Source organism: Escherichia sp. MOD1-EC7003, from assembly GCF_002965065.1.
GTDB lineage: Bacteria > Pseudomonadota > Gammaproteobacteria > Enterobacterales > Enterobacteriaceae > Escherichia.
Map to the genome: position 1 here is coordinate 1 of NZ_PTRE01000025.1, position 25,384 is coordinate 25,384.

30 protein-coding genes are annotated in these 25,384 nt (G+C 52.4%); 19 read left to right on the forward strand and 11 right to left on the reverse strand.

The genetic code is table 11. The features are described 5' to 3' along the window. Positions 1 to 200: 200 nt before the first annotated feature. A complete protein-coding gene (locus tag A7090_RS25945) occupies positions 201 to 428 on the forward strand; it encodes a hypothetical protein (RefSeq protein ID WP_157941439.1) in 228 nt (75 codons plus the stop codon). On the opposite strand, the gene iap is transcribed toward A7090_RS25945, so the two are convergent. After that, positions 379 to 1,416, reverse strand: a complete 1,038-nt coding sequence (iap, locus tag A7090_RS03660) for an alkaline phosphatase isozyme conversion aminopeptidase (protein ID WP_105273072.1) — start codon at positions 1,414 to 1,416, stop codon at positions 379 to 381. The genes A7090_RS25945 and iap overlap by 50 nt on opposite strands. A 252-nt stretch (positions 1,417 to 1,668) precedes the next feature. Here iap and cysD point away from each other — a divergent pair, with 252 nt between their 5' ends. The 12 genes from cysD to rpoS all read left to right on the forward strand — a co-directional run bounded on the left by cysD (position 1,669) and on the right by rpoS (position 11,439). Continuing rightward, positions 1,669 to 2,577 carry a sulfate adenylyltransferase subunit CysD gene (gene cysD / locus A7090_RS03665; RefSeq protein ID WP_105273073.1) on the forward strand — a complete coding sequence of 303 codons (909 nt, stop codon included), beginning with the start codon at positions 1,669 to 1,671 and terminating at the stop codon, positions 2,575 to 2,577. Between the two features lies 1 nt (position 2,578). Then, on the forward strand, positions 2,579 to 4,006 hold the full coding sequence (gene cysN / locus A7090_RS03670) for a sulfate adenylyltransferase subunit CysN (protein ID WP_105273074.1): 1,428 nt from the start codon (positions 2,579 to 2,581) through the stop codon (positions 4,004 to 4,006). Next, positions 4,006 to 4,611 carry an adenylyl-sulfate kinase gene (gene cysC, locus A7090_RS03675; protein WP_105273075.1) on the forward strand — a complete coding sequence of 202 codons (606 nt, stop codon included), beginning with the start codon at positions 4,006 to 4,008 and terminating at the stop codon, positions 4,609 to 4,611. The genes cysN and cysC overlap by 1 nt, the downstream gene beginning before the upstream one ends. Positions 4,612 to 4,660: 49 nt before the next feature. Next, the gene (locus A7090_RS03680) at positions 4,661 to 4,984 is read left to right on the forward strand and encodes a DUF3561 family protein (RefSeq protein ID WP_105273076.1); all 324 of its coding nucleotides are present in this window, start codon (positions 4,661 to 4,663) and stop codon (positions 4,982 to 4,984) included. Between the two features lie 193 nt (positions 4,985 to 5,177). Then, positions 5,178 to 5,489, forward strand: a complete 312-nt coding sequence (ftsB, locus tag A7090_RS03690) for a cell division protein FtsB (protein ID WP_000517479.1) — start codon at positions 5,178 to 5,180, stop codon at positions 5,487 to 5,489. 18 nt (positions 5,490 to 5,507) lie between these two features. Then, on the forward strand, positions 5,508 to 6,218 hold the full coding sequence (gene ispD / locus A7090_RS03695) for a 2-C-methyl-D-erythritol 4-phosphate cytidylyltransferase (RefSeq protein ID WP_105273078.1): 711 nt from the start codon (positions 5,508 to 5,510) through the stop codon (positions 6,216 to 6,218). Beyond that, on the forward strand, positions 6,218 to 6,697 hold the full coding sequence (gene ispF / locus A7090_RS03700; RefSeq protein WP_001219242.1) for a 2-C-methyl-D-erythritol 2,4-cyclodiphosphate synthase: 480 nt from the start codon (positions 6,218 to 6,220) through the stop codon (positions 6,695 to 6,697). The genes ispD and ispF overlap by 1 nt, the downstream gene beginning before the upstream one ends. Beyond that, positions 6,694 to 7,743 carry a tRNA pseudouridine(13) synthase TruD gene (gene truD, locus A7090_RS03705; protein WP_105273079.1) on the forward strand — a complete coding sequence of 350 codons (1,050 nt, stop codon included), beginning with the start codon at positions 6,694 to 6,696 and terminating at the stop codon, positions 7,741 to 7,743. The genes ispF and truD overlap by 4 nt, the downstream gene beginning before the upstream one ends. Further along, positions 7,724 to 8,485 (forward strand): 5'/3'-nucleotidase SurE, encoded by a 762-nt coding sequence (surE, locus tag A7090_RS03710; protein WP_001295182.1) that lies wholly within the window; start codon positions 7,724 to 7,726, stop codon positions 8,483 to 8,485. The genes truD and surE overlap by 20 nt, the downstream gene beginning before the upstream one ends. After that, positions 8,479 to 9,105 (forward strand): protein-L-isoaspartate O-methyltransferase, encoded by a 627-nt coding sequence (gene pcm / locus A7090_RS03715; RefSeq protein WP_105273080.1) that lies wholly within the window; start codon positions 8,479 to 8,481, stop codon positions 9,103 to 9,105. Before surE ends, pcm begins: the two co-directional genes overlap by 7 nt. 190 nt (positions 9,106 to 9,295) lie before the next feature. After that, positions 9,296 to 10,384: a murein hydrolase activator NlpD gene (gene nlpD / locus A7090_RS03720; RefSeq protein ID WP_342365287.1), complete on the forward strand. Its 1,089-nt coding sequence runs from the start codon at positions 9,296 to 9,298 to the stop codon at positions 10,382 to 10,384. A gap of 62 nt (positions 10,385 to 10,446) precedes the next feature. Then, on the forward strand, positions 10,447 to 11,439 hold the full coding sequence (rpoS, locus tag A7090_RS03725) for an RNA polymerase sigma factor RpoS (RefSeq protein ID WP_105273082.1): 993 nt from the start codon (positions 10,447 to 10,449) through the stop codon (positions 11,437 to 11,439). A gap of 130 nt (positions 11,440 to 11,569) precedes the next feature. Here rpoS and A7090_RS03730 read toward each other — a convergent pair whose 3' ends face one another. Next, entirely contained in the window at positions 11,570 to 11,977 is a 408-nt protein-coding gene (locus A7090_RS03730; protein WP_105273083.1) for a MarR family winged helix-turn-helix transcriptional regulator, read from the reverse strand. 146 nt (positions 11,978 to 12,123) lie between these two features. Here A7090_RS03730 and A7090_RS03735 point away from each other — a divergent pair, with 146 nt between their 5' ends. From A7090_RS03735 to A7090_RS03745, 3 genes are read left to right on the forward strand one after another with little or no spacing between them, the layout of a single operon-like run. After that, a complete protein-coding gene (locus A7090_RS03735) occupies positions 12,124 to 12,717 on the forward strand; it encodes a non-oxidative hydroxyarylic acid decarboxylases subunit B (RefSeq protein ID WP_105273084.1) in 594 nt (197 codons plus the stop codon). Further along, positions 12,717 to 14,144, forward strand: a complete 1,428-nt coding sequence (locus A7090_RS03740) for a non-oxidative hydroxyarylic acid decarboxylases subunit C (RefSeq protein WP_088542241.1) — start codon at positions 12,717 to 12,719, stop codon at positions 14,142 to 14,144. The genes A7090_RS03735 and A7090_RS03740 overlap by 1 nt, the downstream gene beginning before the upstream one ends. A 10-nt stretch (positions 14,145 to 14,154) precedes the next feature. Beyond that, positions 14,155 to 14,391: a non-oxidative hydroxyarylic acid decarboxylases subunit D gene (locus tag A7090_RS03745; protein WP_000562985.1), complete on the forward strand. Its 237-nt coding sequence runs from the start codon at positions 14,155 to 14,157 to the stop codon at positions 14,389 to 14,391. A 41-nt stretch (positions 14,392 to 14,432) separates the two neighbouring features. On the opposite strand, the gene pphB is transcribed toward A7090_RS03745, so the two are convergent. Both pphB and mutS read right to left on the reverse strand, forming a co-directional pair. Continuing rightward, the gene (gene pphB, locus A7090_RS03750) at positions 14,433 to 15,089 is read right to left on the reverse strand and encodes a protein-serine/threonine phosphatase (protein ID WP_105273085.1); all 657 of its coding nucleotides are present in this window, start codon (positions 15,087 to 15,089) and stop codon (positions 14,433 to 14,435) included. A gap of 105 nt (positions 15,090 to 15,194) precedes the next feature. After that, positions 15,195 to 17,756, reverse strand: a complete 2,562-nt coding sequence (gene mutS, locus A7090_RS03755) for a DNA mismatch repair protein MutS (RefSeq protein ID WP_105273086.1) — start codon at positions 17,754 to 17,756, stop codon at positions 15,195 to 15,197. A gap of 75 nt (positions 17,757 to 17,831) precedes the next feature. Here mutS and A7090_RS26105 point away from each other — a divergent pair, with 75 nt between their 5' ends. Further along, positions 17,832 to 17,963 carry a hypothetical protein gene (locus A7090_RS26105; protein WP_198599561.1) on the forward strand — a complete coding sequence of 44 codons (132 nt, stop codon included), beginning with the start codon at positions 17,832 to 17,834 and terminating at the stop codon, positions 17,961 to 17,963. A 79-nt stretch (positions 17,964 to 18,042) separates the two neighbouring features. Beyond that, complete coding sequence (locus A7090_RS03760; RefSeq protein WP_105273087.1) at positions 18,043 to 18,387, forward strand: nitrous oxide-stimulated promoter family protein; 345 nt, start codon at positions 18,043 to 18,045, stop codon at positions 18,385 to 18,387. A 38-nt stretch (positions 18,388 to 18,425) separates the two neighbouring features. On the opposite strand, the gene A7090_RS03765 is transcribed toward A7090_RS03760, so the two are convergent. The 7 genes from A7090_RS03765 to hypA form a co-directional block, all read right to left on the reverse strand. Continuing rightward, complete coding sequence (locus A7090_RS03765) at positions 18,426 to 18,854, reverse strand: TOBE domain-containing protein (RefSeq protein ID WP_105273088.1); 429 nt, start codon at positions 18,852 to 18,854, stop codon at positions 18,426 to 18,428. Positions 18,855 to 18,898: 44 nt separating this feature from the next. Beyond that, positions 18,899 to 20,977, reverse strand: coding sequence for a formate hydrogenlyase transcriptional activator FlhA (gene flhA / locus A7090_RS03770; RefSeq protein ID WP_105273089.1), 2,079 nt, complete (start codon positions 20,975 to 20,977; stop codon positions 18,899 to 18,901). Positions 20,978 to 21,050: 73 nt separating this feature from the next. Further along, positions 21,051 to 22,061 carry a hydrogenase maturation carbamoyl dehydratase HypE gene (hypE, locus tag A7090_RS03775; protein WP_105273090.1) on the reverse strand — a complete coding sequence of 337 codons (1,011 nt, stop codon included), beginning with the start codon at positions 22,059 to 22,061 and terminating at the stop codon, positions 21,051 to 21,053. Then, a complete protein-coding gene (hypD, locus tag A7090_RS03780) occupies positions 22,058 to 23,179 on the reverse strand; it encodes a hydrogenase formation protein HypD (protein ID WP_105273091.1) in 1,122 nt (373 codons plus the stop codon). The genes hypE and hypD overlap by 4 nt, the downstream gene beginning before the upstream one ends. Continuing rightward, the gene (gene hypC / locus A7090_RS03785) at positions 23,179 to 23,451 is read right to left on the reverse strand and encodes a hydrogenase 3 maturation protein HypC (protein WP_105273092.1); all 273 of its coding nucleotides are present in this window, start codon (positions 23,449 to 23,451) and stop codon (positions 23,179 to 23,181) included. Before hypC ends, hypD begins: the two co-directional genes overlap by 1 nt. Beyond that, positions 23,442 to 24,314 carry a hydrogenase nickel incorporation protein HypB gene (gene hypB, locus A7090_RS03790; RefSeq protein ID WP_000337665.1) on the reverse strand — a complete coding sequence of 291 codons (873 nt, stop codon included), beginning with the start codon at positions 24,312 to 24,314 and terminating at the stop codon, positions 23,442 to 23,444. Before hypB ends, hypC begins: the two co-directional genes overlap by 10 nt. A gap of 3 nt (positions 24,315 to 24,317) precedes the next feature. Next, on the reverse strand, positions 24,318 to 24,668 hold the full coding sequence (hypA, locus tag A7090_RS03795) for a hydrogenase maturation nickel metallochaperone HypA (RefSeq protein WP_105273141.1): 351 nt from the start codon (positions 24,666 to 24,668) through the stop codon (positions 24,318 to 24,320). Between the two features lie 211 nt (positions 24,669 to 24,879). Here hypA and hycA point away from each other — a divergent pair, with 211 nt between their 5' ends. Then, positions 24,880 to 25,341, forward strand: a complete 462-nt coding sequence (hycA, locus tag A7090_RS03800) for a formate hydrogenlyase regulator HycA (protein WP_000158056.1) — start codon at positions 24,880 to 24,882, stop codon at positions 25,339 to 25,341. Positions 25,342 to 25,384 lie beyond the last annotated feature (43 nt).

Below are 25,384 nucleotides of genomic sequence, written 5' to 3' on the forward strand. Positions count from 1 at the left end.
AGATCACAAAACTCTATGCCTGTCTTTTTTTACCCGCCCATTACTGGGGATTCCTCAGCGCGCCAGCGGGGATAAACCGACTTACGCGGCTGTAATGACTCCCACAAAGAGGTGTTCCCCGCGTCAGCGGGGATAAACCGGTGACCGTTCAACATTCCTGAGTCAGTACAACGTGTTCCCCGCGCCAGCGGGGATAAACCGTGGATGGCGACCGCATGGCCGGGCGGAACGTAGTGTTCCCCGCGCCAGCGGGGATGAACCGTACCGCGCAAGAAGCGCACGCCCTTTGCCGGAGTGTTCCCCGCGTCAGCGGGGATAAACCGGACGCACTGGATGCGATGATGGATATCACTGGGGGAGCTTCCATTATCAAACTCATCAAGACGCCTTCGCCAGCTCCTTCACCAGAGGTAGCATTATCCGCATAACGTCACTGCAGCGACGTTCTGTTCTTCCTGGAAGTGCCTTATCAATATGCTGTTGATTATCCAGTCTTACATCATGCCAGCTAGTTCCCTCAGGGAATGCGGCTGTTTTTGCGCGTTGCTGATAACCATCTTTATTTCCCAGACTCCAGTTTGTTGCTTCTACTGAAAGTACGGCAATACCGGCTTTGTCGAAAACCTCGGCGTCATTACAACACCCGGTGCCTTTGGGATAATTTTTATTTAAGCCCGGATTGGTCGTTGCGGCAATTCCATGACTGCGGGCAATCGCCAGCGCCCTGTCGCGCGTTAATTTCCTTACTGCTTCAGGGGTTTTTACACCGCTGTTGAAATACAATTTATCGCCAACAATTAAGTTATCGAGATTAATCACCAGCAGCGTATTTTTCTTTTCGGTGTCACTCATCCGCTTGAGTAAATTCTCAGCGCCTAATTTACCTTCCTCTTCGCCACTGGTCGCCACAAAACGAATACCATACTCGGTAGGCGTATTTTTCAGACGATCTGCCAGCTCAAGCATGATGCCCAGACCTGCAGCGTTATCATCCATTCCTTGTAACGTCAGCCCGCCGAGATTGGCATCTGCGTCAGCATCACTCAGCGGGGCGTAAGTATCCAGATGCGCCATAATGATGATCTGCTGCGGCGCTTTGCCATCATGAGCAGCAATGACCGTACTTCCCGTCACGTTATGCCAGTTCTTGCGATTATCGCGGGCAGTGTAAATATATCGGCTATTAAATGTCCGAATATCACTGCGATAACCCATTTGCTGAAACTGTTGGCGAATATAATCCGCAGATAACATTTCTGCTGGAGTTCCTGTCATGCGTCCCGGAAAGAAAGTCGCAATATGTCGTGCCTGGGTATTAGCAAAATCGCCAGGTTTAGGTGACGAGGCGTGTACGGGGAGAATAAAGCATACGCCGAGCGCCAGGGCAGCGGTACGGTGGCGCAATGCGGAAAACATAGTGAGTCCTTAAATACCATGCAAATTTTTTTTACCGCCATAGTATGAAACTGCCGCAGCGCTAAAACAATTTCAAATCTTCCTAAACGCCCGAAATCCGGTGCCTTAAGCACTTTTTGATATTAGCTTTGCCAAATCGTTATTCCGTTAAGGAACTACTCATTCTAATTGGTAATTTCATTCGTTCTCTTACGCTCCCTATAGTCGAAACATCTGATGGCAAGAAAATAGCAGTATTGCAAAGGAACGGTTATGGAGCAAAAACGACTTACTCACCTGCTGCAACTGGAGGCAGAAAGCATCCACATTATTCGCGAGGTGGCGGCAGAATTCTCAAATCCGGTGATGCTTTACTCAATCGGTAAAGATTCCAGCGTCATGCTGCATCTGGCGCGCAAGGCGTTTTATCCTGGTACGCTGCCTTTCCCATTGCTGCATGTCGATACTGGCTGGAAATTCCGCGAGATGTATGAGTTCCGCGATCGCACGGCGAAAGCCTACGGCTGCGAGTTGCTGGTGCATAAAAACCCAGAAGGTGTGGCGATGGGGATTAATCCATTCGTTCACGGCAGCGCGAAACATACCGATATTATGAAAACCGAAGGCCTGAAGCAGGCACTGAACAAGTACGGCTTTGATGCCGCCTTCGGTGGCGCACGTCGTGACGAAGAGAAATCTCGTGCTAAAGAGCGAATCTACTCTTTCCGTGACCGCTTCCATCGCTGGGATCCGAAAAACCAGCGTCCGGAGCTATGGCACAACTACAACGGGCAAATAAACAAAGGCGAAAGTATCCGTGTCTTTCCGCTTTCCAACTGGACCGAGCAGGATATCTGGCAATACATCTGGCTGGAAAATATCGACATTGTTCCGCTGTATCTCGCTGCGGAACGTCCGGTTCTGGAACGCGACGGTATGTTGATGATGATTGATGACAACCGTATCGACCTGCAACCGGGTGAAGTGATTAAAAAACGGATGGTGCGTTTTCGTACGCTGGGCTGCTGGCCGCTGACCGGTGCGGTGGAGTCAAATGCACAAACACTGCCGGAGATCATCGAAGAGATGCTGGTCTCCACCACCAGTGAACGTCAGGGACGCGTGATTGACCGCGACCAGGCGGGATCTATGGAGCTGAAAAAACGTCAGGGGTATTTTTAAAATGAACACCGCACTTGCACAACAAATCGCCAATGAAGGCGGCGTCGAAGCCTGGATGATTGCGCAACAACATAAAAGCCTGCTGCGTTTTCTGACCTGTGGTAGCGTCGATGACGGCAAAAGTACCCTGATTGGTCGCCTGCTGCACGATACCCGCCAAATCTACGAAGATCAGCTCTCATCGCTGCATAACGACAGCAAGCGTCACGGCACCCAGGGCGAAAAGCTGGATCTGGCGCTGTTGGTGGATGGCCTGCAAGCTGAGCGCGAACAGGGCATCACCATTGATGTGGCTTACCGCTATTTCTCTACCGAGAAGCGTAAATTTATTATCGCTGATACCCCAGGGCACGAGCAATACACCCGCAATATGGCGACCGGCGCGTCAACATGTGAACTGGCGATCTTGCTGATTGATGCCCGTAAAGGCGTGCTCGATCAAACCCGTCGTCACAGTTTTATCTCCACGCTGTTGGGGATCAAACATCTGGTTGTGGCGATCAACAAAATGGATCTGGTGGATTACAGTGAAGAGACGTTCACCCGTATTCGTGAAGATTATCTGACCTTTGCCGGGCAGTTGCCGGGTAATCTGGATATCCGTTTTGTGCCACTCTCCGCACTGGAAGGCGACAACGTGGCTTCGCAAAGTGAAAGTATGCCGTGGTACAGCGGCCCGACACTGCTCGAAGTGCTGGAAACCGTGGAGATCCAGCGAGTGGTGGATGCCCAGCCAATGCGCTTCCCTGTGCAGTACGTTAACCGACCGAATCTTGATTTTCGTGGCTATGCCGGAACGCTGGCTTCTGGTCGCGTGGAAGTCGGGCAACGTGTCAAAGTGTTGCCCTCTGGCGTGGAGTCAAATATTGCGCGGATCGTTACTTTTGATGGCGATCGCGAAGAAGCCTTTGCCGGAGAAGCGATCACCCTGGTGCTGACGGATGAGATTGATATCAGCCGTGGCGATCTGTTGCTGGCGGCAGATGAAGCGTTGCCGGCAGTGCAGAGTGCGTCGGTGGATGTGGTATGGATGGCAGAACAACCGCTTTCCCCTGGGCAGAGTTACGACATCAAAATTGCTGGTAAGAAGACGCGCGCTCGTGTTGATGGCATTCGCTATCAGGTTGATATTAATAACCTTACCCAGCGCGAAGTTGAAAACTTGCCGCTGAACGGCATCGGCCTGGTGGATCTCACTTTTGACGAGCCGCTGGTGTTAGATCACTATCAGCAAAACCCGGTGATGGGCGGGCTGATTTTTATCGATCGCCTGAGCAACGTGACCGTGGGTGCCGGTATGGTGCAAGAGCCGAAAAACGAGGCTGCCGTTGCGCCGTCGGAATTTAGCGCGTTCGAGCTGGAACTGAATGCGTTAGTACGTCGCCATTTCCCGCACTGGGGCGCGCGCGATTTGCTGGGGGATAAATAATGGCGCAGCATGACGAAAACGTCGTCTGGCATAGCCATCCGGTCACTGCGCAACAACGCGAGCTACACCACGGTCATCGTGGTGTAGTGCTGTGGTTTACCGGCCTCTCCGGATCCGGTAAATCCACGGTCGCCGGGGCGCTGGAGGAGGCGTTACATAAACTCGGCGTCAGTACGTATCTGCTGGATGGCGACAATGTTCGCCACGGATTATGCAGCGATCTCGGTTTTAGCGATGCCGATCGTAAAGAGAATATCCGTCGCGTCGGTGAAGTGGCGAATTTGATGGTTGAAGCCGGACTGGTGGTGCTGACCGCGTTTATCTCGCCACATCGCGCTGAACGGCAGATGATTCGCGAACGCGTAGGAGAAGGGCGATTTATCGAAGTATTTGTCGATACGCCGCTGGCGATTTGCGAGGCCCGCGATCCAAAAGGCTTATATAAGAAAGCGCGTGCAGGGGAGCTGCGCAATTTTACGGGAATAGATTCCGTTTACGAAGCGCCTGAATCTCCTGAAGTTCATCTTAATGGTGAACAATTAGTAACAAATTTGGTAACTCAATTATTAGATCTGCTGAGACAGAACGATATTATCAGATCCTGAGACACTACCGGGCTTGCACGCCCGGTTCGTCAAAGTAACAGGATCAAATATGCGTAATAGCCATAACATTACACTAACAAGTAACGACAGCCTTACTGAGGATGAAGAAACCACATGGTCACTGTCAGGTGCCGTGGTCGGTTTTATCTCCTGGTTATTTGCGCTGGCGATGCCGATGTTGATTTATGGCTCTAACACGCTGTTCTTCTTTATCTACACCTGGCCTTTCTTTCTGGCGCTGATGCCCGTTGCGGTGGTGGTGGGGATTGCGCTGCATTCATTGATGGACGGAAAGCTACGCTACAGTATTGTTTTCACCCTGGTGACAGTCGGCATTATGTTTGGCGCGCTGTTTATGTGGCTACTGGGCTAATTTGTACTTTCCCGTCTCCGCTGTTCATAATTCAAACCGTAACTAATAATGAGATTATGTTCTGCACGCCCTGGGTATACGTAACAATAGACAAATGTGGTACATTTGCCCGCGTTGTCGCGGTATCCCCAACAGAGGATGTAGAGTCGTCTTCGGATGCATGGGATGATGATGCCGTTTTTCAGGGGGCAGGATGGGTAAACTAACGCTGCTGTTGCTGGCTATTCTGGTCTGGCTACAGTACTCGCTGTGGTTCGGTAAGAACGGTATACATGACTATACCCGCGTCAATAATGATGTGGCGGCACAGCAAGCTACAAACGCGAAACTTAAAGCGCGAAACGATCAACTTTTTGCCGAAATTGACGATCTCAATGGCGGCCAGGAGGCGCTCGAAGAGCGTGCGCGTAATGAACTCAGCATGACCAGGCCGGGCGAAACTTTTTATCGTCTGGTGCCTGACGCGTCGAAGCGCGCACAGTCTGCGGGGCAAAACAATCGATAAATCAGCCCAGGAATTAACATGGCAACCACTCATTTGGATGTTTGCGCCGTGGTTCCGGCGGCCGGATTTGGCCGTCGAATGCAAACGGAATGTCCTAAGCAATATCTCTCAATCGGTAATCAAACCATTCTTGAACACTCGGTGCATGCGCTGCTGGCGCATCCTCGGGTGACTCGTGTCGTCATTGCCATAAGTCCTGGCGATAGCCGTTTTGCACAACTTCCTCTGGCGAATCATCCACAAATCACCGTTGTAGATGGCGGTGATGAGCGTGCCGATTCCGTGCTGGCAGGTCTGAAAGCCGCTGGCAACGCGCAGTGGGTACTGGTGCATGACGCCGCTCGTCCTTGTCTGCATCAGGATGACCTCGCGCGCTTGTTGGCGTTGAGCGAAACCAGCCACACGGGGGGGATCCTCGCCGCACCGGTGCGCGATACGATGAAACGTGCCGAGCCGGGCAAAAATGCGATTGCTCATACCGTTGATCGCAACGGCTTATGGCACGCGCTGACGCCGCAATTTTTCCCTCGTGAGTTGTTACATGACTGCCTGACGCGCGCTTTAAATGAAGGTGCAACCATTACCGACGAAGCCTCGGCACTGGAATATTGCGGATTCCATCCGCAGCTGGTCGAAGGCCGCGCGGATAACATTAAAGTCACGCGCCCGGAAGATTTGGCACTGGCCGAGTTTTACCTCACCCGAATCATCCATCAGGAGAATACATAATGCGGATTGGACACGGTTTTGACGTACACGCCTTTGGCGGTGAAGGCCCAATTATCATTGGTGGTGTACGTATTCCTTACGAAAAAGGATTGCTGGCGCATTCTGATGGCGACGTGGCGTTACATGCATTAACCGATGCCTTACTTGGCGCGGCGGCGTTGGGGGATATAGGCAAGCTGTTCCCGGATACCGATCCGGCATTTAAAGGTGCGGACAGCCGCGAGCTGCTACGCGAAGCCTGGCGGCGCATTCAGGCTAAGGGCTATACCCTTGGCAACGTCGATGTCACTATCATCGCTCAGGCCCCGAAGATGTTGCCGCACATTCCACAAATGCGCGTGTTTATTGCCGAAGATCTCGGCTGCCATATGGATGATGTTAACGTGAAAGCCACTACTACGGAAAAACTGGGATTTACCGGACGTGGGGAAGGGATTGCCTGTGAAGCGGTGGCGCTACTCATTAAGGCAACAAAATGATTGAGTTTGATAATCTCACTTACCTCCACGGCAAACCGCAAGGCTCCGGGCTGCTGAAGGCCAATCCGGAAGACTTTGTGGTGGTGGAAGATTTGGGCTTTGCGCCTGATGGTGAAGGTGAGCATATTCTGATTAGAATCCTCAAAAACGGCTGCAATACCCGTTTTGTGGCTGATGCACTGGCGAAATTCCTGAAAATTCATGCCCGTGAAGTCAGCTTCGCTGGGCAAAAAGACAAACATGCTGTTACGGAACAGTGGTTATGCGCTCGCGTGCCGGGCAAAGAGATGCCGGATCTCAGTGCTTTTCAACTGGAAGGTTGTCAGGTGCTGGAGTATGCGCGACACAAGCGTAAGCTGCGTTTAGGGGCGCTGAAAGGTAACGCCTTTACCCTGGTACTACGCGAAGTGAGCAATCGCGATGACGTAGAACAACGTCTGATCGATATTTGCGTTAAAGGTGTCCCGAACTATTTTGGTGCTCAGCGTTTTGGGATTGGCGGCAGCAACTTGCAGGGCGCGCTGCGCTGGGCGCAAACCAATACTCCGGTGCGCGATCGCAATAAACGTAGTTTTTGGTTGTCGGCAGCCCGCAGTACGTTGTTTAATCAGATTGTTGCTGAACGCATCAAAAAAGCAGACGTTAATCAAGTTGTTGACGGCGATGCGCTACAATTAGCCGGACGCGGCAGTTGGTTTGTAGCAACCATCGAAGAAATGGCTGAACTGCAACGTCGCGTCGATGATAAAGAGCTGATGATAACCGCTGCATTGCCGGGCAGTGGCGAATGGGGAACTCAGCGTGAAGCGCTGGCATTCGAACAAGCGGCTGTCGCCGAAGAAACTGAATTACAAGCCTTACTGGTGCGCGAAAAAGTTGAGGCCGCGCGCAGAGCGATGCTGCTGTATCCGCAACAATTAAGCTGGAATTGGTGGGATGACGTCACCGTAGAAATCCGTTTCTGGCTTCCGGCGGGAAGTTTTGCAACCAGCGTTGTCAGGGAACTTATCAACACAACAGGTGATTATGCGCATATTGCTGAGTAATGATGACGGGGTACATGCACCCGGTATACAAACGCTGGCGAAAGCCTTGCGTGAGTTTGCTGACGTTCAGGTGGTCGCCCCCGATCGTAACCGCAGCGGCGCTTCAAATTCTCTGACACTGGAGTCCTCCCTGCGCACGTTTACCTTTGAAAATGGTGATATTGCTGTGCAAATGGGAACCCCGACCGATTGCGTCTATCTTGGCGTGAATGCTCTGATGCGTCCGCGCCCGGACATTGTTGTGTCCGGGATTAACGCTGGGCCGAATCTGGGGGATGATGTTATCTATTCCGGTACGGTAGCCGCCGCGATGGAAGGCCGTCATTTAGGTTTTCCGGCGCTTGCCGTCTCGCTTGACGGGCATAAACATTACGACACTGCCGCGGCGGTAACCTGTTCAATTTTGCGCGCACTGTGTAAAGAGCCGCTGCGCACCGGGCGTATTCTTAATATCAATGTTCCGGATTTACCGTTGGATCAAATCAAAGGTATCCGCGTGACGCGCTGCGGTACACGACATCCGGCAGATCAGGTGATCCCGCAGCAAGATCCGCGCGGCAATACGTTGTACTGGATTGGCCCACCGGGCGGTAAATGTGATGCCGGCCCGGGGACCGATTTTGCTGCGGTAGATGAGGGCTATGTCTCCATCACGCCGCTGCATGTGGATTTGACTGCGCATAGCGCGCAAGATGTGGTTTCAGACTGGTTAAACAGCGTGGGAGTTGGCACGCAATGGTAAGCAGACGCGTACAGGCACTTCTGGATCAATTACGTGCGCAAGGTATTCAGGATGAGCAGGTGCTGAATGCACTTGCCGCCGTGCCGCGTGAAAAATTCGTTGATGAAGCGTTTGAGCAAAAAGCCTGGGACAATATTGCCTTGCCGATAGGTCAGGGGCAGACAATTTCACAGCCGTATATGGTGGCACGAATGACCGAATTACTCGAACTGACGCCGCAGTCGCGGGTGCTGGAAATTGGCACTGGTTCGGGATATCAAACGGCAATCCTGGCGCACCTTGTCCAGCATGTTTGCTCGGTCGAACGGATTAAAGGCTTGCAGTGGCAGGCGCGTCGCCGCCTGAAAAATCTTGATTTACATAATGTTTCAACCCGTCATGGCGATGGATGGCAAGGTTGGCAGGCACGTGCGCCGTTTGACGCTATCATTGTTACGGCGGCACCGCCGGAAATTCCAACTGCGCTAATGACGCAGCTGGATGAAGGTGGGATTCTCGTCTTACCCGTAGGGGATGAGCACCAGTATTTGAAACGGGTGCGTCGTCGGGGAGGCGAATTTATTATCGATACCGTGGAGGCCGTGCGCTTTGTCCCTTTAGTGAAGGGTGAGCTGGCTTAATATGTGAGGAAATACCTAGATTTTTCCTGGTTATTTTGCCGCAGGTCAGCGTATCGTGAACATCTTTTCCAGTGTTCAGTATGGTGCCTTGCACGGTAATTATGTCACTGGTTATTAACCAATTTTTCCTGGGGGATAAATGAGCGCGGGAAGCCCAAAATTCACCGTTCGCCGCATTGCGGCTTTATCACTGGTTTCGCTATGGTTGGCAGGCTGTTCTGACACTTCAAATCCACCGGCACCGGTCAGCTCCGTGAATGGCAATGCGCCTGCAAACACCAATTCTGGTATGTTGATTACGCCGCCGCCGAAAATGGGGACGACGTCGGCAGCGCAGCAACCGCAAATTCAGCCGGTACAGCAGCCACAAATTCAGGCTACTCAACAGCCGCAAATCCAGCCAGTGCAGCCAGTAGCTCAGCAACCGGTACAAGTGGAAAACGGACGCATCGTCTACAACCGTCAGTATGGGAACATTCCGAAAGGCAGTTATAGCGGCAGTACATACACCGTGAAAAAAGGCGACACGCTTTTCTATATCGCCTGGATTACCGGCAACGATTTCCGTGACCTTGCTCAGCGCAACAATGTTCAGGCGCCATATGCGCTGAACGTCGGTCAGATCTTACAGGTGGGTAATGCTTCCGGTACGCCAATCACTGGTGGAAATGCCATTACCCAGGCCGACGCAGCAGAGCAAGGTGTTGTGATCAAGCCTGCACAAAATTCCACCGTTGCTGTTGCGTCGCAACCAACAATTACGTATTCTGAGTCTTCGGGTGAACTGAGTGCTAACAAAATGTTGCCGAACAACAAGCCAACTGTGACCACGGTCACAGCGCCTGTAACGGTACCAACAGCAAGCACAACCGAGCCGACTGTCAGCAGTACATCAACCAGTACGCCTATCTCCACCTGGCGCTGGCCGACTGAGGGCAAAGTGATCGAAACCTTTGGCGCTTCTGAGGGGGGTAACAAGGGGATTGATATCGCAGGCAGCAAAGGACAGGCAATTATCGCGACCGCAGATGGCCGCGTTGTTTATGCCGGTAACGCGCTGCGCGGCTACGGTAATCTGATTATCATCAAACATAATGATGATTACCTGAGTGCCTACGCCCATAACGACACAATGCTGGTCCGGGAACAACAAGAAGTGAAGGCGGGGCAAAAAATAGCAACCATGGGTAGCACCGGAACCAGTTCAACACGCTTGCATTTTGAAATTCGTTACAAGGGGAAATCCGTAAACCCGCTGCGTTATTTGCCGCAGCGATAAATCGGCGGAACCAGGCTTTTGCTTGAATGTTCCGTCAAGGGATCACGGGTAGGAGCCACCTTATGAGTCAGAATACGCTGAAAGTTCATGATGCAAATGAAGATGCGGAATTTGATGAGAACGGAGTTGAGGTTTTTGACGAAAAGGCCTTAGTAGAAGAGGAACCCAGTGATAACGATTTGGCCGAAGAGGAACTGTTATCGCAGGGTGCCACACAACGTGTGTTGGACGCGACTCAGCTTTACCTTGGTGAGATTGGTTATTCACCACTGTTAACGGCCGAAGAAGAAGTTTATTTCGCGCGTCGCGCACTGCGTGGAGATGTCGCTTCACGTCGCCGGATGATTGAGAGTAACTTGCGTCTGGTGGTAAAAATTGCCCGCCGTTATGGCAATCGTGGTCTGGCGTTATTGGATCTGATCGAAGAGGGCAATTTAGGGCTTATCCGCGCAGTTGAGAAGTTTGACCCGGAACGTGGTTTCCGCTTCTCAACATACGCAACCTGGTGGATTCGCCAGACGATAGAACGGGCTATTATGAACCAAACCCGTACTATTCGTTTGCCGATTCACATCGTAAAGGAGCTGAACGTTTACCTGCGAACCGCACGTGAGTTGTCCCATAAGCTGGACCACGAACCAAGTGCAGAAGAGATCGCAGAGCAACTGGATAAGCCAGTTGATGACGTCAGCCGTATGCTTCGTCTTAACGAGCGTATTACCTCGGTAGACACCCCGCTGGGTGGTGATTCCGAAAAAGCGTTGCTGGACATCCTGGCCGATGAAAAAGAGAACGGTCCGGAAGATACCACGCAAGATGACGATATGAAGCAGAGCATCGTCAAATGGCTGTTCGAACTGAACGCCAAGCAGCGTGAAGTGTTGGCACGTCGATTCGGTTTGCTGGGATATGAAGCGGCAACACTGGAAGATGTAGGCCGTGAAATTGGCCTCACCCGTGAACGTGTTCGCCAGATTCAGGTTGAAGGTCTACGCCGTCTGCGTGAGATTTTGCAGACTCAGGGGCTGAATATCGAAGCGCTGTTCCGCGAGTAAGTAACTGTCAAAAAGGCCAGTCTCAAGCGAGGTTGGCCTTTTTTTATCTGATAATAAAGTCTAAAAAAGAGATCGGACAGTCCCTTCGACCCTGGTGGTGAGGGGAACAGGACGGCTCCGGCGTAATATGCTACGAAGCCATCATCTTGCGCACCAGTTGCATAAATAGCTCCTGCTCTTCTCCACTCAAACGCCCCAAAAATTCCGCATCCACACTGTCACCAATCGGTATTGCCGCAGCAAGTGCCTTTTCTCCTTCGGCAGTCAGCCAGACAAAGCGTCGCCGCTTATCGGCGGTGTCATGTTCTCGCCTGACTAAGCCACGATTTTCCATTCGAGCCAGCATTTCTGCCAGCGTTGCTTTGGTGCTGACTGCTGCTTCTATCAGCGCAACCTGTTCGATACTAGGCTTATCAGCAATGGCGCACATCACCGCGTACTGCGGTTTGGTCAGGTCAGGTAGCTCATGCTGCCAGCGAGATGTGTGCTGCTGAAAAAGCTGTCGTAACTGATGGAACGCTTTATTTCGTAACGCCATGTAAACTCCGGGCTAACTATCTGCCGCTATCATAGCGGTTTTTCAGTGACGAAGGGGATGTTGTTACTTTTCAGTGCTTGCTGCGATGGGAACAGAGGCGTATTTTAATAATAATGTTCGTGTACGAACAATTAAGAGAGTTAACAATGAGACTGATCGTCGGGATGACAGGGGCCACCGGAGCGCCTCTTGGTGTGGCATTACTGCAAGCCCTGCGGGAGATGCCGAATGTCGAGACTCATCTGGTGATGTCAACGTGGGCGAAAACCACCATTGAACTGGAAACGCCTTATAGCGCTCGCAATGTTGCTGCCCTCGCAGACTTCTGCCATAACCCTGCGGACCAGGCGGCAACCATCTCATCCGGCTCCTTTCGTACCGACGGTATGATCGTTATTCCATGCAGTATGAAAACGCTCGCCGGTATCCGTGCCGGTTACGCCGAAGGGCTGGTGGGGCGCGCTGCCGATGTCATTCTGAAAGAAGGCCGCAAACTGGTGCTGGTGCCGCGTGAAATGCCGCTTAGCACCATCCATCTCGAAAATATGCTCGCACTTTCACGCATGGGCGTGGCGATGGTGCCGCCCATGCCTGCCTTTTATAACCATCCCGAAACGGTAGATGACATTGTCCACCACGTGGTTGCCCGCGTGCTGGATCAATTTGGCCTCGAACATCCTCACGCCAGGCGCTGGCAAGGATTGCCGCAGGCCCGGAATTTTTCTCAGGAGAATGAATAATGGCATTTGATGATTTACGCAGCTTTTTACAGGCGCTTGATGACCACGGCCAGTTACTGAAAATCAGTGAAGAAGTGAACGCCGAGCCTGATCTGGCAGCCGCTGCCAACGCCACCGGGCGTATCGGCGACGGCGCACCGGCGCTGTGGTTTGATAATATTCGCGGCTTTACCGATGCTCGCGTGGCGATGAACACCATCGGTTCCTGGCAAAACCACGCCATTTCCCTCGGCCTGCCGCCGAATACCCCGGTTAAAAAACAGATTGATGAGTTTATCCGTCGCTGGGATAACTTCCCGATTGCCCCTGAGCGCCGCGCGAATCCGGCCTGGGCGCAGAACACTGTCGATGGCGACGAGATCAATCTGTTCGATATTCTGCCGCTGTTTCGTCTGAATGATGGCGATGGCGGTTTCTATCTCGATAAAGCCTGCGTCGTTTCTCGCGATCCGCTCGACCCGGATAACTTCGGCAAGCAGAACGTCGGCATCTACCGCATGGAAGTGAAGGGCAAGCGTAAGCTCGGCCTGCAACCGGTGCCGATGCACGATATCGCCCTGCATCTGCATAAAGCGGAAGAGCGCGGTGAAGATTTGCCGATTGCGATCACCCTGGGTAACGATCCGATCATCACACTGATGGGCGCTACCCCGCTGAAATACGATCAGTCCGAGTACGAAATGGCAGGTGCGCTGCGCGAAAGCCCGTACCCGATCGCCACTGCGCCGCTGACCGGTTTTGATGTACCGTGGGGATCGGAGGTGATCCTCGAAGGGGTAATCGAAAGCCGTAAACGCGAAATTGAAGGACCGTTTGGTGAATTTACCGGCCACTACTCCGGCGGGCGCAACATGACCGTGGTGCGTATCGATAAAGTCTCTTATCGCACGAAACCGATTTTTGAATCACTCTATCTCGGCATGCCGTGGACCGAAATCGACTACCTGATGGGGCCAGCCACCTGTGTGCCGCTGTATCAGCAGCTGAAAGCTGAGTTCCCGGAAGTGCAGGCGGTGAACGCCATGTACACCCACGGCCTGCTGGCGATAATCTCCACCAAAAAACGCTACGGCGGCTTTGCCCGCGCCGTGGGCCTGCGTGCGATGACCACGCCGCACGGTCTGGGCTACGTGAAGATGGTGATTATGGTCGATGAAGACGTTGACCCGTTCAACCTGCCGCAGGTGATGTGGGCGCTCTCCTCAAAAGTGAACCCGGCGGGCGATCTGGTGCAGTTGCCAAATATGTCCGTGCTGGAACTTGATCCAGGCTCAAGTCCGGCGGGGATCACCGACAAGCTGATTATCGACGCCACCACGCCTGTTGCCCCGGACAATCGTGGTCACTACAGCCAGCCGGTGGTCGATTTACCGGAAACCAAAGCCTGGGCTGAAAAACTGACCGCTATGCTGGCCGCACGTAAATAAGGAGAAGAAGATGATTTGTCCACGTTGTGCCGATGAACAGATTGAAGTGATGGCGAAATCGCCGGTGAAAGATGTCTGGACGGTCTACCAGTGCCAGCATTGCCTTTATACCTGGCGCGATACTGAACCGCTGCGTCGCACCAGCCGCGAACATTATCCACAAGCGTTCCGTATGACGCAGAAAGATATTGATGACGCGCCAATGGTGCCGAGTATTCCACCGCTGCTGGCGGCAGATAAGCGTTAATAAAAAAGTGCCGGGTAGAGGTTTTGCTTTACCCGGTCATATTATTTAATTCTATAAAACGATAACCGTCCGCTTTCCGGCGAGCCGGTATCAATATAAATCTGATTGGCAAATATCTGGATATTTGCAAACATCATATGTCCAAATATAAAATAATCAGCGCCGTTTATTTCTTGTAACTCGCCATTAAGCGATTTCTGCACGCGATCAACTGGCCAGAGTAATTCGCTTTCCGCTATTTCTTTGCCAAAGTGATATTCATTCCCCGGATAATCTGCATGTGCGATGACATATTTTATTATGTCGTTAGTAATTTCAATAATATGCGGAAGGTGATGGAATCTCAGCAACAGATCTATTGCATCCTGTTGTTCCGTATCATTTAAATCGAAAAACCAGTCACCACCGCTGGCAAGCCACATATTGCCATCGCCAGTTTCGAATGCATCAAGCGCCATCGCTTCGTGGTTACCTTTAACCGATGTAAACCAGGGCTGGTTTAGCAGGCGCAGCACGTTAAGACTCTCCGGCCCACGATCAATGTTATCGCCCGTGGAAATAAGCAAGTCAGTTTCGGGACAAAAAGAGAGTTGATATAAGCGGGATTGTAATAATTGATAATCACCATGAATATCACCAACGGCCCATATATGACGATAGCGATGAGCATCAATTTTTTTATAGCGTGAAGATGACATAGTTTTACCCTGTAAGATAAGCTCTCTTATTATACAGGGTATTTTTATTTGATTCTTCTGTTGTCGTTAATATTCCCGATAGCAAAAGACTATCGGGAATTGTTATTACACCAGACTCTTCAAGCGATAAATCCACTCCAACGCCTGACGCGGGGTGAGTGAATCCGGGTCGAGATTTTCCAGTGCTTCGACCGCAGGTGAGGTTTCTTCTGGTACGGACAGCAAAGACATTTGCGTACCATCAACCTGTGTAGCGGCGGCGTTCGGCGAAATGCTTTCCAGCTCACGCAGTTTTTGTCGTGCGCGCTTAATAACCTCTTTTGGCACGCCCGCCAGCGCAGCCACTGCCAGGCCGTAGCTTTTGCTCGCTGCGCCATCCTGCACGCTGTGCATAAAGGCAATGGTGTCGCCGTGCTCCAGCGCATCGAGATGCACGTTGGCGACGCCTTCCATTTTTTCCGGCAGTTGAGTCAGTTCAAAGTAGTGGGTGGCAAACAGCGTCAATGCTTTAATCTTATTCGCCAGATTTTCCGCGCACGCCCATGCCAGCGACAGGCCATCGTAAGTGGACGTCCCACGCCCAATCTCATCCATCAACACCAGACTGTACTCGGTGGCGTTATGCAGAATATTGGCGGTTTCGGTCATCTCTACCATAAAGGTTGAACGCCCGGATGCCAGGTCGTCAGCCGCGCCCACACGGGTAAAGATACGGTCAATCGGGCCGATCTCGACTTTTTGTGCTGGTACATAGCTGCCGATGTAGGCCATCAGTGCAATCAGTGCGGTCTGGCGCATATAGGTACTTTTACCGCCCATATTCGGACCGGTAATGATCAACATGCGGCGCTGCGATGACAGGTTCAGCGGGTTGGCGATAAACGGCTCATTCAGCACCTGCTCAACCACCGGATGGCGGCCTTCGGTAATGCGAATGCCAGGTTTATCAATAAAGGTCGGGCAGGTGTAGTTCAGGGTATAGGCCCGCTCTGCCAGGTTAACCAGAACATCAAGTTCTGCCAGCGCGCTTGCGCTCTGTTGCAACGCTTCCAGATGCGGCAACAACAGGTCGAACAGCTCTTCATAAAGCTGTTTTTCCAGTGCCAGCGCTTTGCCTTTTGAGGTGAGAACTTTATCTTCGTACTCTTTCAGCTCTGGAATGATATAGCGCTCGGCGTTTTTCAGCGTCTGGCGACGCATGTAGTTGATTGGTGCCAGATGGCTTTGCCCACGGCTGATTTGAATGTAGTAGCCGTGCACCGCGTTAAAGCCGACTTTCAGCGTGTCCAGGCCGGTACGTTCACGCTCGCGGATTTCCAGACGCTCCAGATAATCGGTCGCGCCGTCAGCCAGCGCCCGCCACTCATCCAGCTCTTCGTTATAGCCCGATGCGATAACACCACCGTCGCGTACCAGCACCGGCGGTGTGTCGATGATTGCTCGCTCCAGCAGATCGCGCAGCTCGGCAAACTCGCCCATTTTCTCACGCAGCGCCTGTACCGGTGCACTATCGACATTTTCTAATTGCGCACGCAGCTCCGGCAGTTGCTGGAAAGCATGACGCATACGGGCCAGATCGCGCGGGCGAGCGGTACGCAACGCCAGACGTGCCAGAATACGTTCCAGGTCGCCCACCTGACGCAGTACCGGCTGCAGCTCGGCGGTGAAATCCTGCAATGCGCCAATAGTTTGTTGGCGCTCAAGCAACACGCGGGTATCGCGCACTGGCATATGCAGCCAGCGTTTCAGCATACGGCTACCCATCGGCGTTACAGTGCAGTCGAGCACGGAAGCCAGCGTGTTTTCCGCACCGCCCGCCAGGTTCTGGGTAATTTCAAGGTTACGACGCGTCGCGGCATCCATAATGATGCTGTCCTGCTCACGTTCCATCGTAATAGAACGAATATGTGGCAGGGTCGTGCGTTGGGTGTCTTTCGCATACTGCAACAGACAACCGGCGGCACAAAGTCCGCGCGGCGCGTTCTCGACGCCAAAACCGACCAGATCGCGGGTGCCAAATTGTAGATTCAACTGTTGGCGCGCGGTGTCGATTTCAAACTCCCACAGCGGGCGACGGCGCAAGCCGCGACGACCTTCAATTAACGACATTTCAGCAAAATCTTCTGCATACAGCAGTTCTGCCGGATTAGTGCGTTGCAGTTCTGCCGCCATCGTTTCGCGGTCAGCCGGTTCACTCAGGCGAAAACGACCTGAACTGATATCCAGCGTCGCGTAGCCGAAACCTTTGCTGTCCTGCCAGATAGCCGCCAGCAGGTTGTCCTGACGCTCCTGCAACAGCGCTTCATCGCTGATGGTGCCCGGCGTAACGATACGGACAACTTTTCGCTCGACCGGACCTTTGCTGGTCGCCGGATCGCCAATTTGTTCACAAATAGCAACCGACTCGCCCTGATTCACCAGTTTGGCGAGATAGTTTTCCACCGCATGGTAGGGGATACCTGCCATCGGGATCGGCTCGCCCGCTGAAGCACCGCGTTTAGTCAGTGAAATATCCAGCAGTTGCGACGCTCGTTTCGCGTCGTCATAAAATAGTTCGTAAAAGTCACCCATCCGGTAAAACAGCAGGATCTCAGGATGCTGGGCTTTCAGCTTGAGATACTGCTGCATCATGGGGGTATGGGCATCGAAATTTTCTATTACACTCATGGGGTTATGTCCGCTTCCCTGATATTAAATGGGGTGTGATAGTTTTTATTTTCGTTGTAATCACATAAGGCGCACATGATACCGGAGTTAATCATTTCAGGGGAAGAAGCTAACGGTGAGTTCTTGATGCCAGTTCCGGGAAAGATGCTGTTTTGCAGCTTTTGTGTGATGCTGACGAAGCAAGTACGCAAAATTGTGTTGGTTTGAGAATCCTTCTTCTTTAGAGTCATAGTGCCCTTTAAGATTAAGTTGTAATATAAACACATCTTAATGAGGTGGAGGCAGCATGTCCGGCAAGCGTATCTCTCGTGAAAAACTGACGATTAAAAAAATGATCGATCTTTATCAGGCGAAATGCCCGCAGGCGTCAGCAGAGCCGGAACATTACGAAGCGTTGTTTGCTTACGCGCAAAAGCGGCTGGATAAATGTGTGTTTGGTGAAGAGAAACCCGCCTGTAAGCAGTGTCCGGTGCACTGTTATCAGCCAGCAAAGCGTGAGGAGATGAGGCAAATTATGCGTTGGGCCGGGCCGCGAATGTTATGGCGTCATCCGATCTTAACCGTACGCCATCTGATTGATGACAAACGTCCGGTGCCGGAGTTACCAGAAAAATATCGTCCAAAGAAATAAATTTGCCGGAGTGCTATCCTCTCCGGCAAATACGGCGCTTACGCTTTGGTCGCAATCAGGATTGCTGATGCCTTGATCAATGCAATAACGCGCGACCCAGTGGTGAGTTTCATTTCTTCCTGGCTTTCATTTGTTACCACCGCCACAATTTCAAAACTCGCATCTGTTTTGATATGGACAGTAGTATTCACTGCGCCTGCGGTAATTGTCGAAACGCTACCTGCAAATTGGTTGCGAGCGGAGAATTTCAGTCCACAGTCTTCCGTTGCCAGCGTTACCCACGGGGCTTTAATCAGGGCAATCGCTTCTTTCCCTTTTGCCAGCCTCAGAGCCTGCTGGCTGCTGTGAGTCACAATGGCCACCAGCTTTGCACCACCTGCCAGCGTCAATTCTACTTCATCATTCACCGCGCCCATTGCTACTGAGCTAACTGTTCCGGTTAATTGATTTCTTGCTGAAACTGCCATACTGCCTCCTTTCATTTAATGTTGATCGAGTATAACCACATTTGTTAAACCAATGCTGATTTATCAATTCCCAGCCGCTTCATCCGTGATAGCAGCGTGGTGCGTTTCAGCCCCATACGCTGGGCGGCGCCTTTCGGACCCGCGACTACGCCATTAGTCTCTTTTAATACACGTACGATCAACTGATATTCATCTTCGCCCTCCAGGGCGACAACCGTTGCGGCAGGCGGCGTTTCAGGCTCCGGTAAAGCAATATCTGGCAATGACAGCTGCAGCACGTTGCCACGTGTCAGCAATACCGCGCGCTCAATGACGTTTTCCAGCTCGCGTACGTTACCCGGCCACTCCATGCTACTTAAGGTGCGCAGCGTCTCGGCCGGAATGCTGTCGATATTGCGCCCCAGACGACGGGCAATTTTGAAGGTAAAGGCTTTCGCCAGCAGCGGAATATCTTCCGGACGTTCGCGTAGTGGCGGCAGGTGTATCGGGAAGACATTCAGACGGTAATAGAGATCGCTACGGAACTCACGGTCGGCGACCATTTTTTTCAGATCGCGGTTAGTCGCGGCAATTAACCGTACGTCCGTCTGAATGATTTTGTTGCTGCCGAGGCGTTCAAACTCCTGTTCCTGCAAAACACGCAGCAACTTCGGCTGTAGCTCCAGTGGCATATCGCCCACTTCGTCAAGGAACAGAGAGCTTTTATCTGCCAGTTCAAAACGACCAATGCGCTGGGCGCTGGCACCGGTAAAAGCCCCACGTTCATGACCAAACAGATCGCTTTCCAGCAATCCGGCAGGCATTGCCGCGCAGTTCATTTTTACCATGCGGCGATTATTACGCCCACTGAGATTATGGATCGCGCGGGCAATCAGTTCCTTACCTGTGCCAGTTTCACCGAGGATCAGAACGGTACTGTCACTTTGCGCCACCATTTCAACTTGTTTAAGCACGCTGTACATGGCTTCGCTGCGGCCAATAATCTCGCCAAATTCACTATCAACATTGTTGAGCTGCTCAGTCAGGGCGAGGTTTTCATCAACCAGCCGTTCTTTCAAACGATGGATTTCCTGATAGGCGAGGGCGTTATCGACAGCGATTGCCACACGTTCGGCAATCTGGCGCAGTAAATTCAGATTGGTAGTGGTAAAGACCTTCTCTTCACATTGTGCCAGTTTCAGCACGCCCAGCATGGTGTTGCCAGACATCAGCGGTAACAGGCACAAGGTTTGAATCTGGTTGCCCCAGGTGTCGAACAACATGCGCTCATAGGGGGCTAAATCGTCCCGCTCGTGGAGATTAATCAGTAGCATCTCTTTGCTTTTGAACACGCGTTCGGTGAGGGTTCCGGCTTCATCGACTTCGCTCTGTTCGTGGGCGGGATGCTGTTTATCAAGATAGTGAGTGGAGTAGATGTTGAGTTTGTTTTTACGGTGGCCGCGTAAGACGATGCTGATATCGTCAATGTCGAAGTAGTAATGGATTTCTTTTGCGACTTCGCTGACCAGTTCGTCCATATCCAGGCGGGAAAGCACCGCGTTAGTGATGGCGACCAGGATGCGGAAGTTATCGCGTTCCCGGCATAACAACTCATAGTCGACATTGTTAACGGCGCGGCTCTGGATTTGTTCGGTGACGACAGAAACGATCTGCGTAAATGTTTGCAGACGATTGAACTCTTTTTCGCTCCAGGGGCGATCGTCATAACGAATAAATTCACAGCCACCAAAAATATGCCCTTCTGCCGCCAGTGACATCAGGCAATAGTGACCAAATTTGGGGTATAGCCCACTAGTGGCCAGCTGCGGCCAGGTTTCACAAAATTCTTCGTAATTGCAATGCAGTGTATCAGGGCGCGACAAAATGCTGCGTACCGGACCGTGTGCCAGAACAGTTTCGTCTTCATATTTAATGGGGGTGTCTTTTTCACGCGACGCGTAATAAGACGCACGTTGAGTCTGCGCTTGCCACAACACAATCGCAGCGTTGTCGGCGAGCGCAGAACGCTTTACCAGTTGCGAAAGAGCCTCACACAGCGAGGCCAGATCTGGCTGCTGCAATAGTGTCCGAGTGATGTCGAACAACCCTTGTTGTCCGAGATCACTCATCGGTGTATATGACATGTCGTTCTTCCAGGAAAGCACCGCAAAGCGGTGCAAAAGGTCATTGACTAACTATAGGAGATGTAGAATTTTATTAGCATATACGCGGAAGCGGTTCGGCGTGTGGTAAATCGAGGGTTCGTTTCACGCCATACAGACCGGCAAGACGAACACCTTTACGTTCCACCACTTCACCAATCAGCGCCGCGTCTTTCCCCAGTGGATGGGAATGTAACGTTGCCAAAACTTGCTCTGCTGCGTTGCGTTCAACGGCGATTACCAGTTTGCCTTCGTTGGCAAAGTTAAGGGCGTCCAGCCCCAGCAGTTCGCAAACGCCGCGCACGGCAGGTTTAACCGGCAGTGCCGCTTCTGAAAGTTCAATGCCACAACCGCAGGCTACCGCAAACTCATGAACCACCGCGTTTACCCCACCACGGGTGGCATCACGCAGCGCTTTCACGCCGGGAATGTCACGTAGCGTCTGAATAAGTGGCGTCAGTACCGCGCAGTCGCTGACCAGTTCGCCATCCAGCCCCAGCTGCTCGCGCAGGTTAAGAATAGTCGCTCCGTGGTCGCCGAGCGTACCGCTCACCAGCAGAACATCGCCTGCGGTTAACGTCTGTGCGCCCCAGTGAATATTCGCCGGAATTGCGCCCATGCCTGCGGTGTTGATGAATAGTTTATCTGCCGCGCCGCGCTGCACCACTTTAGTGTCGCCTGTAACGATGGCTATGCCTGCCGCGCGGGCGGTTTCTGCCATGCTGGTGACAACGGCTTTCAGCGTCTCCATCGGCAATCCTTCTTCAAGGATAAAGCCACAAGAGAGATAGCGCGGAATAGCGCCACTGACCGCAACGTCATTCGCGGTGCCGCAAATCGCCAGCTTGCCGATATTACCGCCAGGAAAGAACAGCGGGTCGATGACGTAACTGTCGGTAGAGAACGCCAGACGGTCGCCTTCCGCTACCAGCTGCGCCAGATCAAGACGCGCCTGATCTTCCTGCTCTGCCAGCCACGGGTTGGCAAAAGCTTCCATAAACAGGCTGTTGATTAATTGCTGCATCGCCTGGCCGCCGCTGCCGTGGGCGAGTTGGATATTATTCACGCTTCACTCTCCTGCTGACGATACTGATACCACGCGGCGCAGGCTCCCTCGGAGGAAACCATCAGCGCGCCGAATGCGGTTTGAGGATTACAGGTGTTACCAAATAGCGGGCATTGGTGCGGCTTACATTTGCCCGTCAGTACTTCGCCACAACGCGCGCGCGGGTCATCGCAAACCTGCTGCGGTGCTGGACGGAAATGCGCTTCGGCATCGAATCGTTGATAATCCGGCGTCAGGTGCACGCCAGAAGATTCAATCACGCCTAAGCCGCGCCATTCGCTGTCGCCGTTGACGCAGAACACATCGGATATCGCCTGTTGTGCCAGCAGGTTACCGGCATCCGGCACCACCCGACGGTACTGATTCTCTACCTTGCTGTGGGCCGCTATTTTCTGCTCTACCAGCATGACCACGCCTTGCAGTAGATCAAGCGGTTCGAATCCAGCGACCACCAGCGGACGATGAAAATCGCTGGCGATAAAATTATAGGCATCAGTGCCGATAACCATACTGACGTGACCGGGTGCAAGAAACGCGTCGATACCGTTATCCGGCTGTTCCAGCAAACTGCGCAGCGTCGGGATCAGCGTAATATGCTGGCAGAAGAAGTAAAAATTCTGCACATCGCGAGCTTTTGCCTGTTGCAGAGTGATGGCAGTCGTCGGCATGGTGGTTTCAAACCCTAAGCCGAAAAACACCACTTTGCGAGTTGGATTCTCCTGCGCCAGTTTCAACGCATCCATTGGCGAGTAAACGATGCGTACATCGGCACCGCGCGATTTTGCCTGCAGCAGCGAACCCTGTTTCCCGGGGACGCGCATGGCGTCGCCAAAGGTACAGAAGATGACTTCCGGATGGCTGGCAATCTCCACGCAGGTGTCGATTCTGCCCATCGGCAGTACACACACCGGGCAACCCGGACCGTGGATAAACTCAACGTTTTCCGGCAACAACTGGTCAAGGCCGAATTTAAAAATGGCGTGAGTATGACCGCCGCACACTTCCATAATTCGCAGAGGGCGTTCGGCGGTGTAAGAGAGATGTGAAGCACGTTCGCGCAGATGCTCAATTAACTGCATCACCTGTTCCGGCGCGCGATATTCATCAACAAAACGCATTATTTTTCCTCGCCATACAACAGCGCACCGACATCTGGCTCAACGTCAAACATGTTTTGTAAGGCGTCAAGGATGTCGCGCGCTTCGGCTTCATTAATTACGCTCATGGCAAAGCCAACATGAACCAATACCCACTGGCCCACGCGCGGCTGACCGTTTTCATCGCAGCTGCCGACCAACGTTAAATCGACATCGCGCTGGATGCCGCAGACGTCGACTTTCGCCTGGTTGCCGTCAATGGTGCGGATCTGGCCGGGAACGCCTATGCACATCGCTGTGTCTCCAGCCAATTCAGCCACTGGTCCATCCCTTCGCCGCTGGTGGCTGAAATAAGGATGATTTCAATTTCTGGATTGACTTCGCGGGCGCAGGCGATGCACTTCTCAACGTCAAAGTTGAGATACGGCAGCAGGTCAACTTTGTTGAGCAGCATCAGTGAGGCGGCGGCAAACATATGTGGATATTTCAGCGGTTTGTCTTCACCTTCGGTAACCGAAAGCACTGCCACTTTGTGTTTTTCACCGAGATCGAAGCTCGCCGGGCATACGAGGTTGCCGACGTTTTCGATAAACAGAATACCGTTATCGTCCAGTGGCAGGCGCGGTGCGGCGTCGGCGATCATCTGTGCGTCAAGATGGCAGCCTTTACCTGTGTTCACCTGAATCGCTGGCGTGCCGGTAGCACGAATACGCGCGGCATCGTTCACGGTTTGCTGGTCGCCTTCAATCACTGCGCACGGAACGCTGTCTTTCAGGCGCATTAAGGTTTCCGTCAGCAGGGTGGTTTTACCGGAACCAGGACTGGAAACCAGGTTGAGCACCAGCTGCTTGCGGGCAGCAAAGCGCGCGCGGTTGCGTTCGGCCAGACGGTTGTTTTTGTCCAGCACGTCAATTTCGACTTCCAGCATCCGACGCTGGCTCATGCCTGGCGCGTGAGTACCCGCTTCACCATGACCATAATGCAGGTCGCCTTCTTCAGTCTGGCTGGGGGTAAATTCAGGCGCTTTAATGCCGGTGATTTTCATCTTCGGGCGTGCCGCCGGGGCAAATGGTGCGCTACGAAACGCGGAATGGGGGTTATGTTCATCACCCTCGATATACAGGTTGCCTTCACCGCAACCGCATGTTGTACACATCGCTCACTCCTGGTCTATTTCTATTCGCCGAATCTGTAAACCGTCGTCTGCCACAATCTGTAGCATGTCACCATGACACTGTGGACAGCGGCGAACGCGCTGGGTCAATAACGTCACATATTGTTGGCATGTTTCACACCAGCATTCGGCCTCTTGTTCTTCGAGGTGCAGTTTACAACCTTCCGCTACGCTGCCGCGGCAAACCAGATCAAAACAAAAGGCAAGAGCGCTGGTTTCGACACAAGAAAATGCGCCAATTTTGAGCCAGACCCCAGTTACGCGCTTTGCGCCGTATTTTGCGGCCTGCTGTTCGATCAATTCCAGTGCCCGTTGGCAGAGGGTTATTTCGTGCATATCGCCTCCCATTAACTATTGCCAGCTACAAGCAATAATTGTGCCATTGTTGATTATCCCTACGGTGAATAATGTCGATGATGTCGAAATGACACGTCGACATGGCGACGAAATTCGCCTCTAGCCTAAAAAGCACCTTAATAACAATAAATTAAAAGTTGGCACAAAAAATGCTTAAAGCTGGCATCTCTGTTAAACGGGTAACCTGACAATGACTATTTGGGAAATAAGCGAGAAAGCCGATTACATCGCACAGCGGCATCGTCGCCTACAGGACCAGTGGCACATCTACTGCAATTCGCTGGTTCAGGGGATCACGTTATCGAAAGCGCGCCTGCATCACGCCATGAGCTGCGCACCGGATAAAGAACTCTGTTTCGTTCTTTTTGAACATTTTCGCATTTACGTCACCCTGGCAGATGGCTTTAACAGCCACACCATCGAGTATTACGTTGAAACGAAAGATGGCGAAGACAAACAGCGGATTGCGCAAGCGCAACTGAGCATTGACGGCATGATTGATGGCAAGGTCAACATCCGCGATCGCGAACAGGTGCTGGAACACTATCTCGAAAAAATCGCTGGCGTTTACGACAGCTTATACACCGCCATTGAAAACAATGTGCCGGTGAATTTAAGCCAACTGGTAAAGGGACAAAGCCCGGCGGCATGAGTTGGGGCTTTGCCCGTTTTGCAGGCGTTATGCCTGTTTGGGG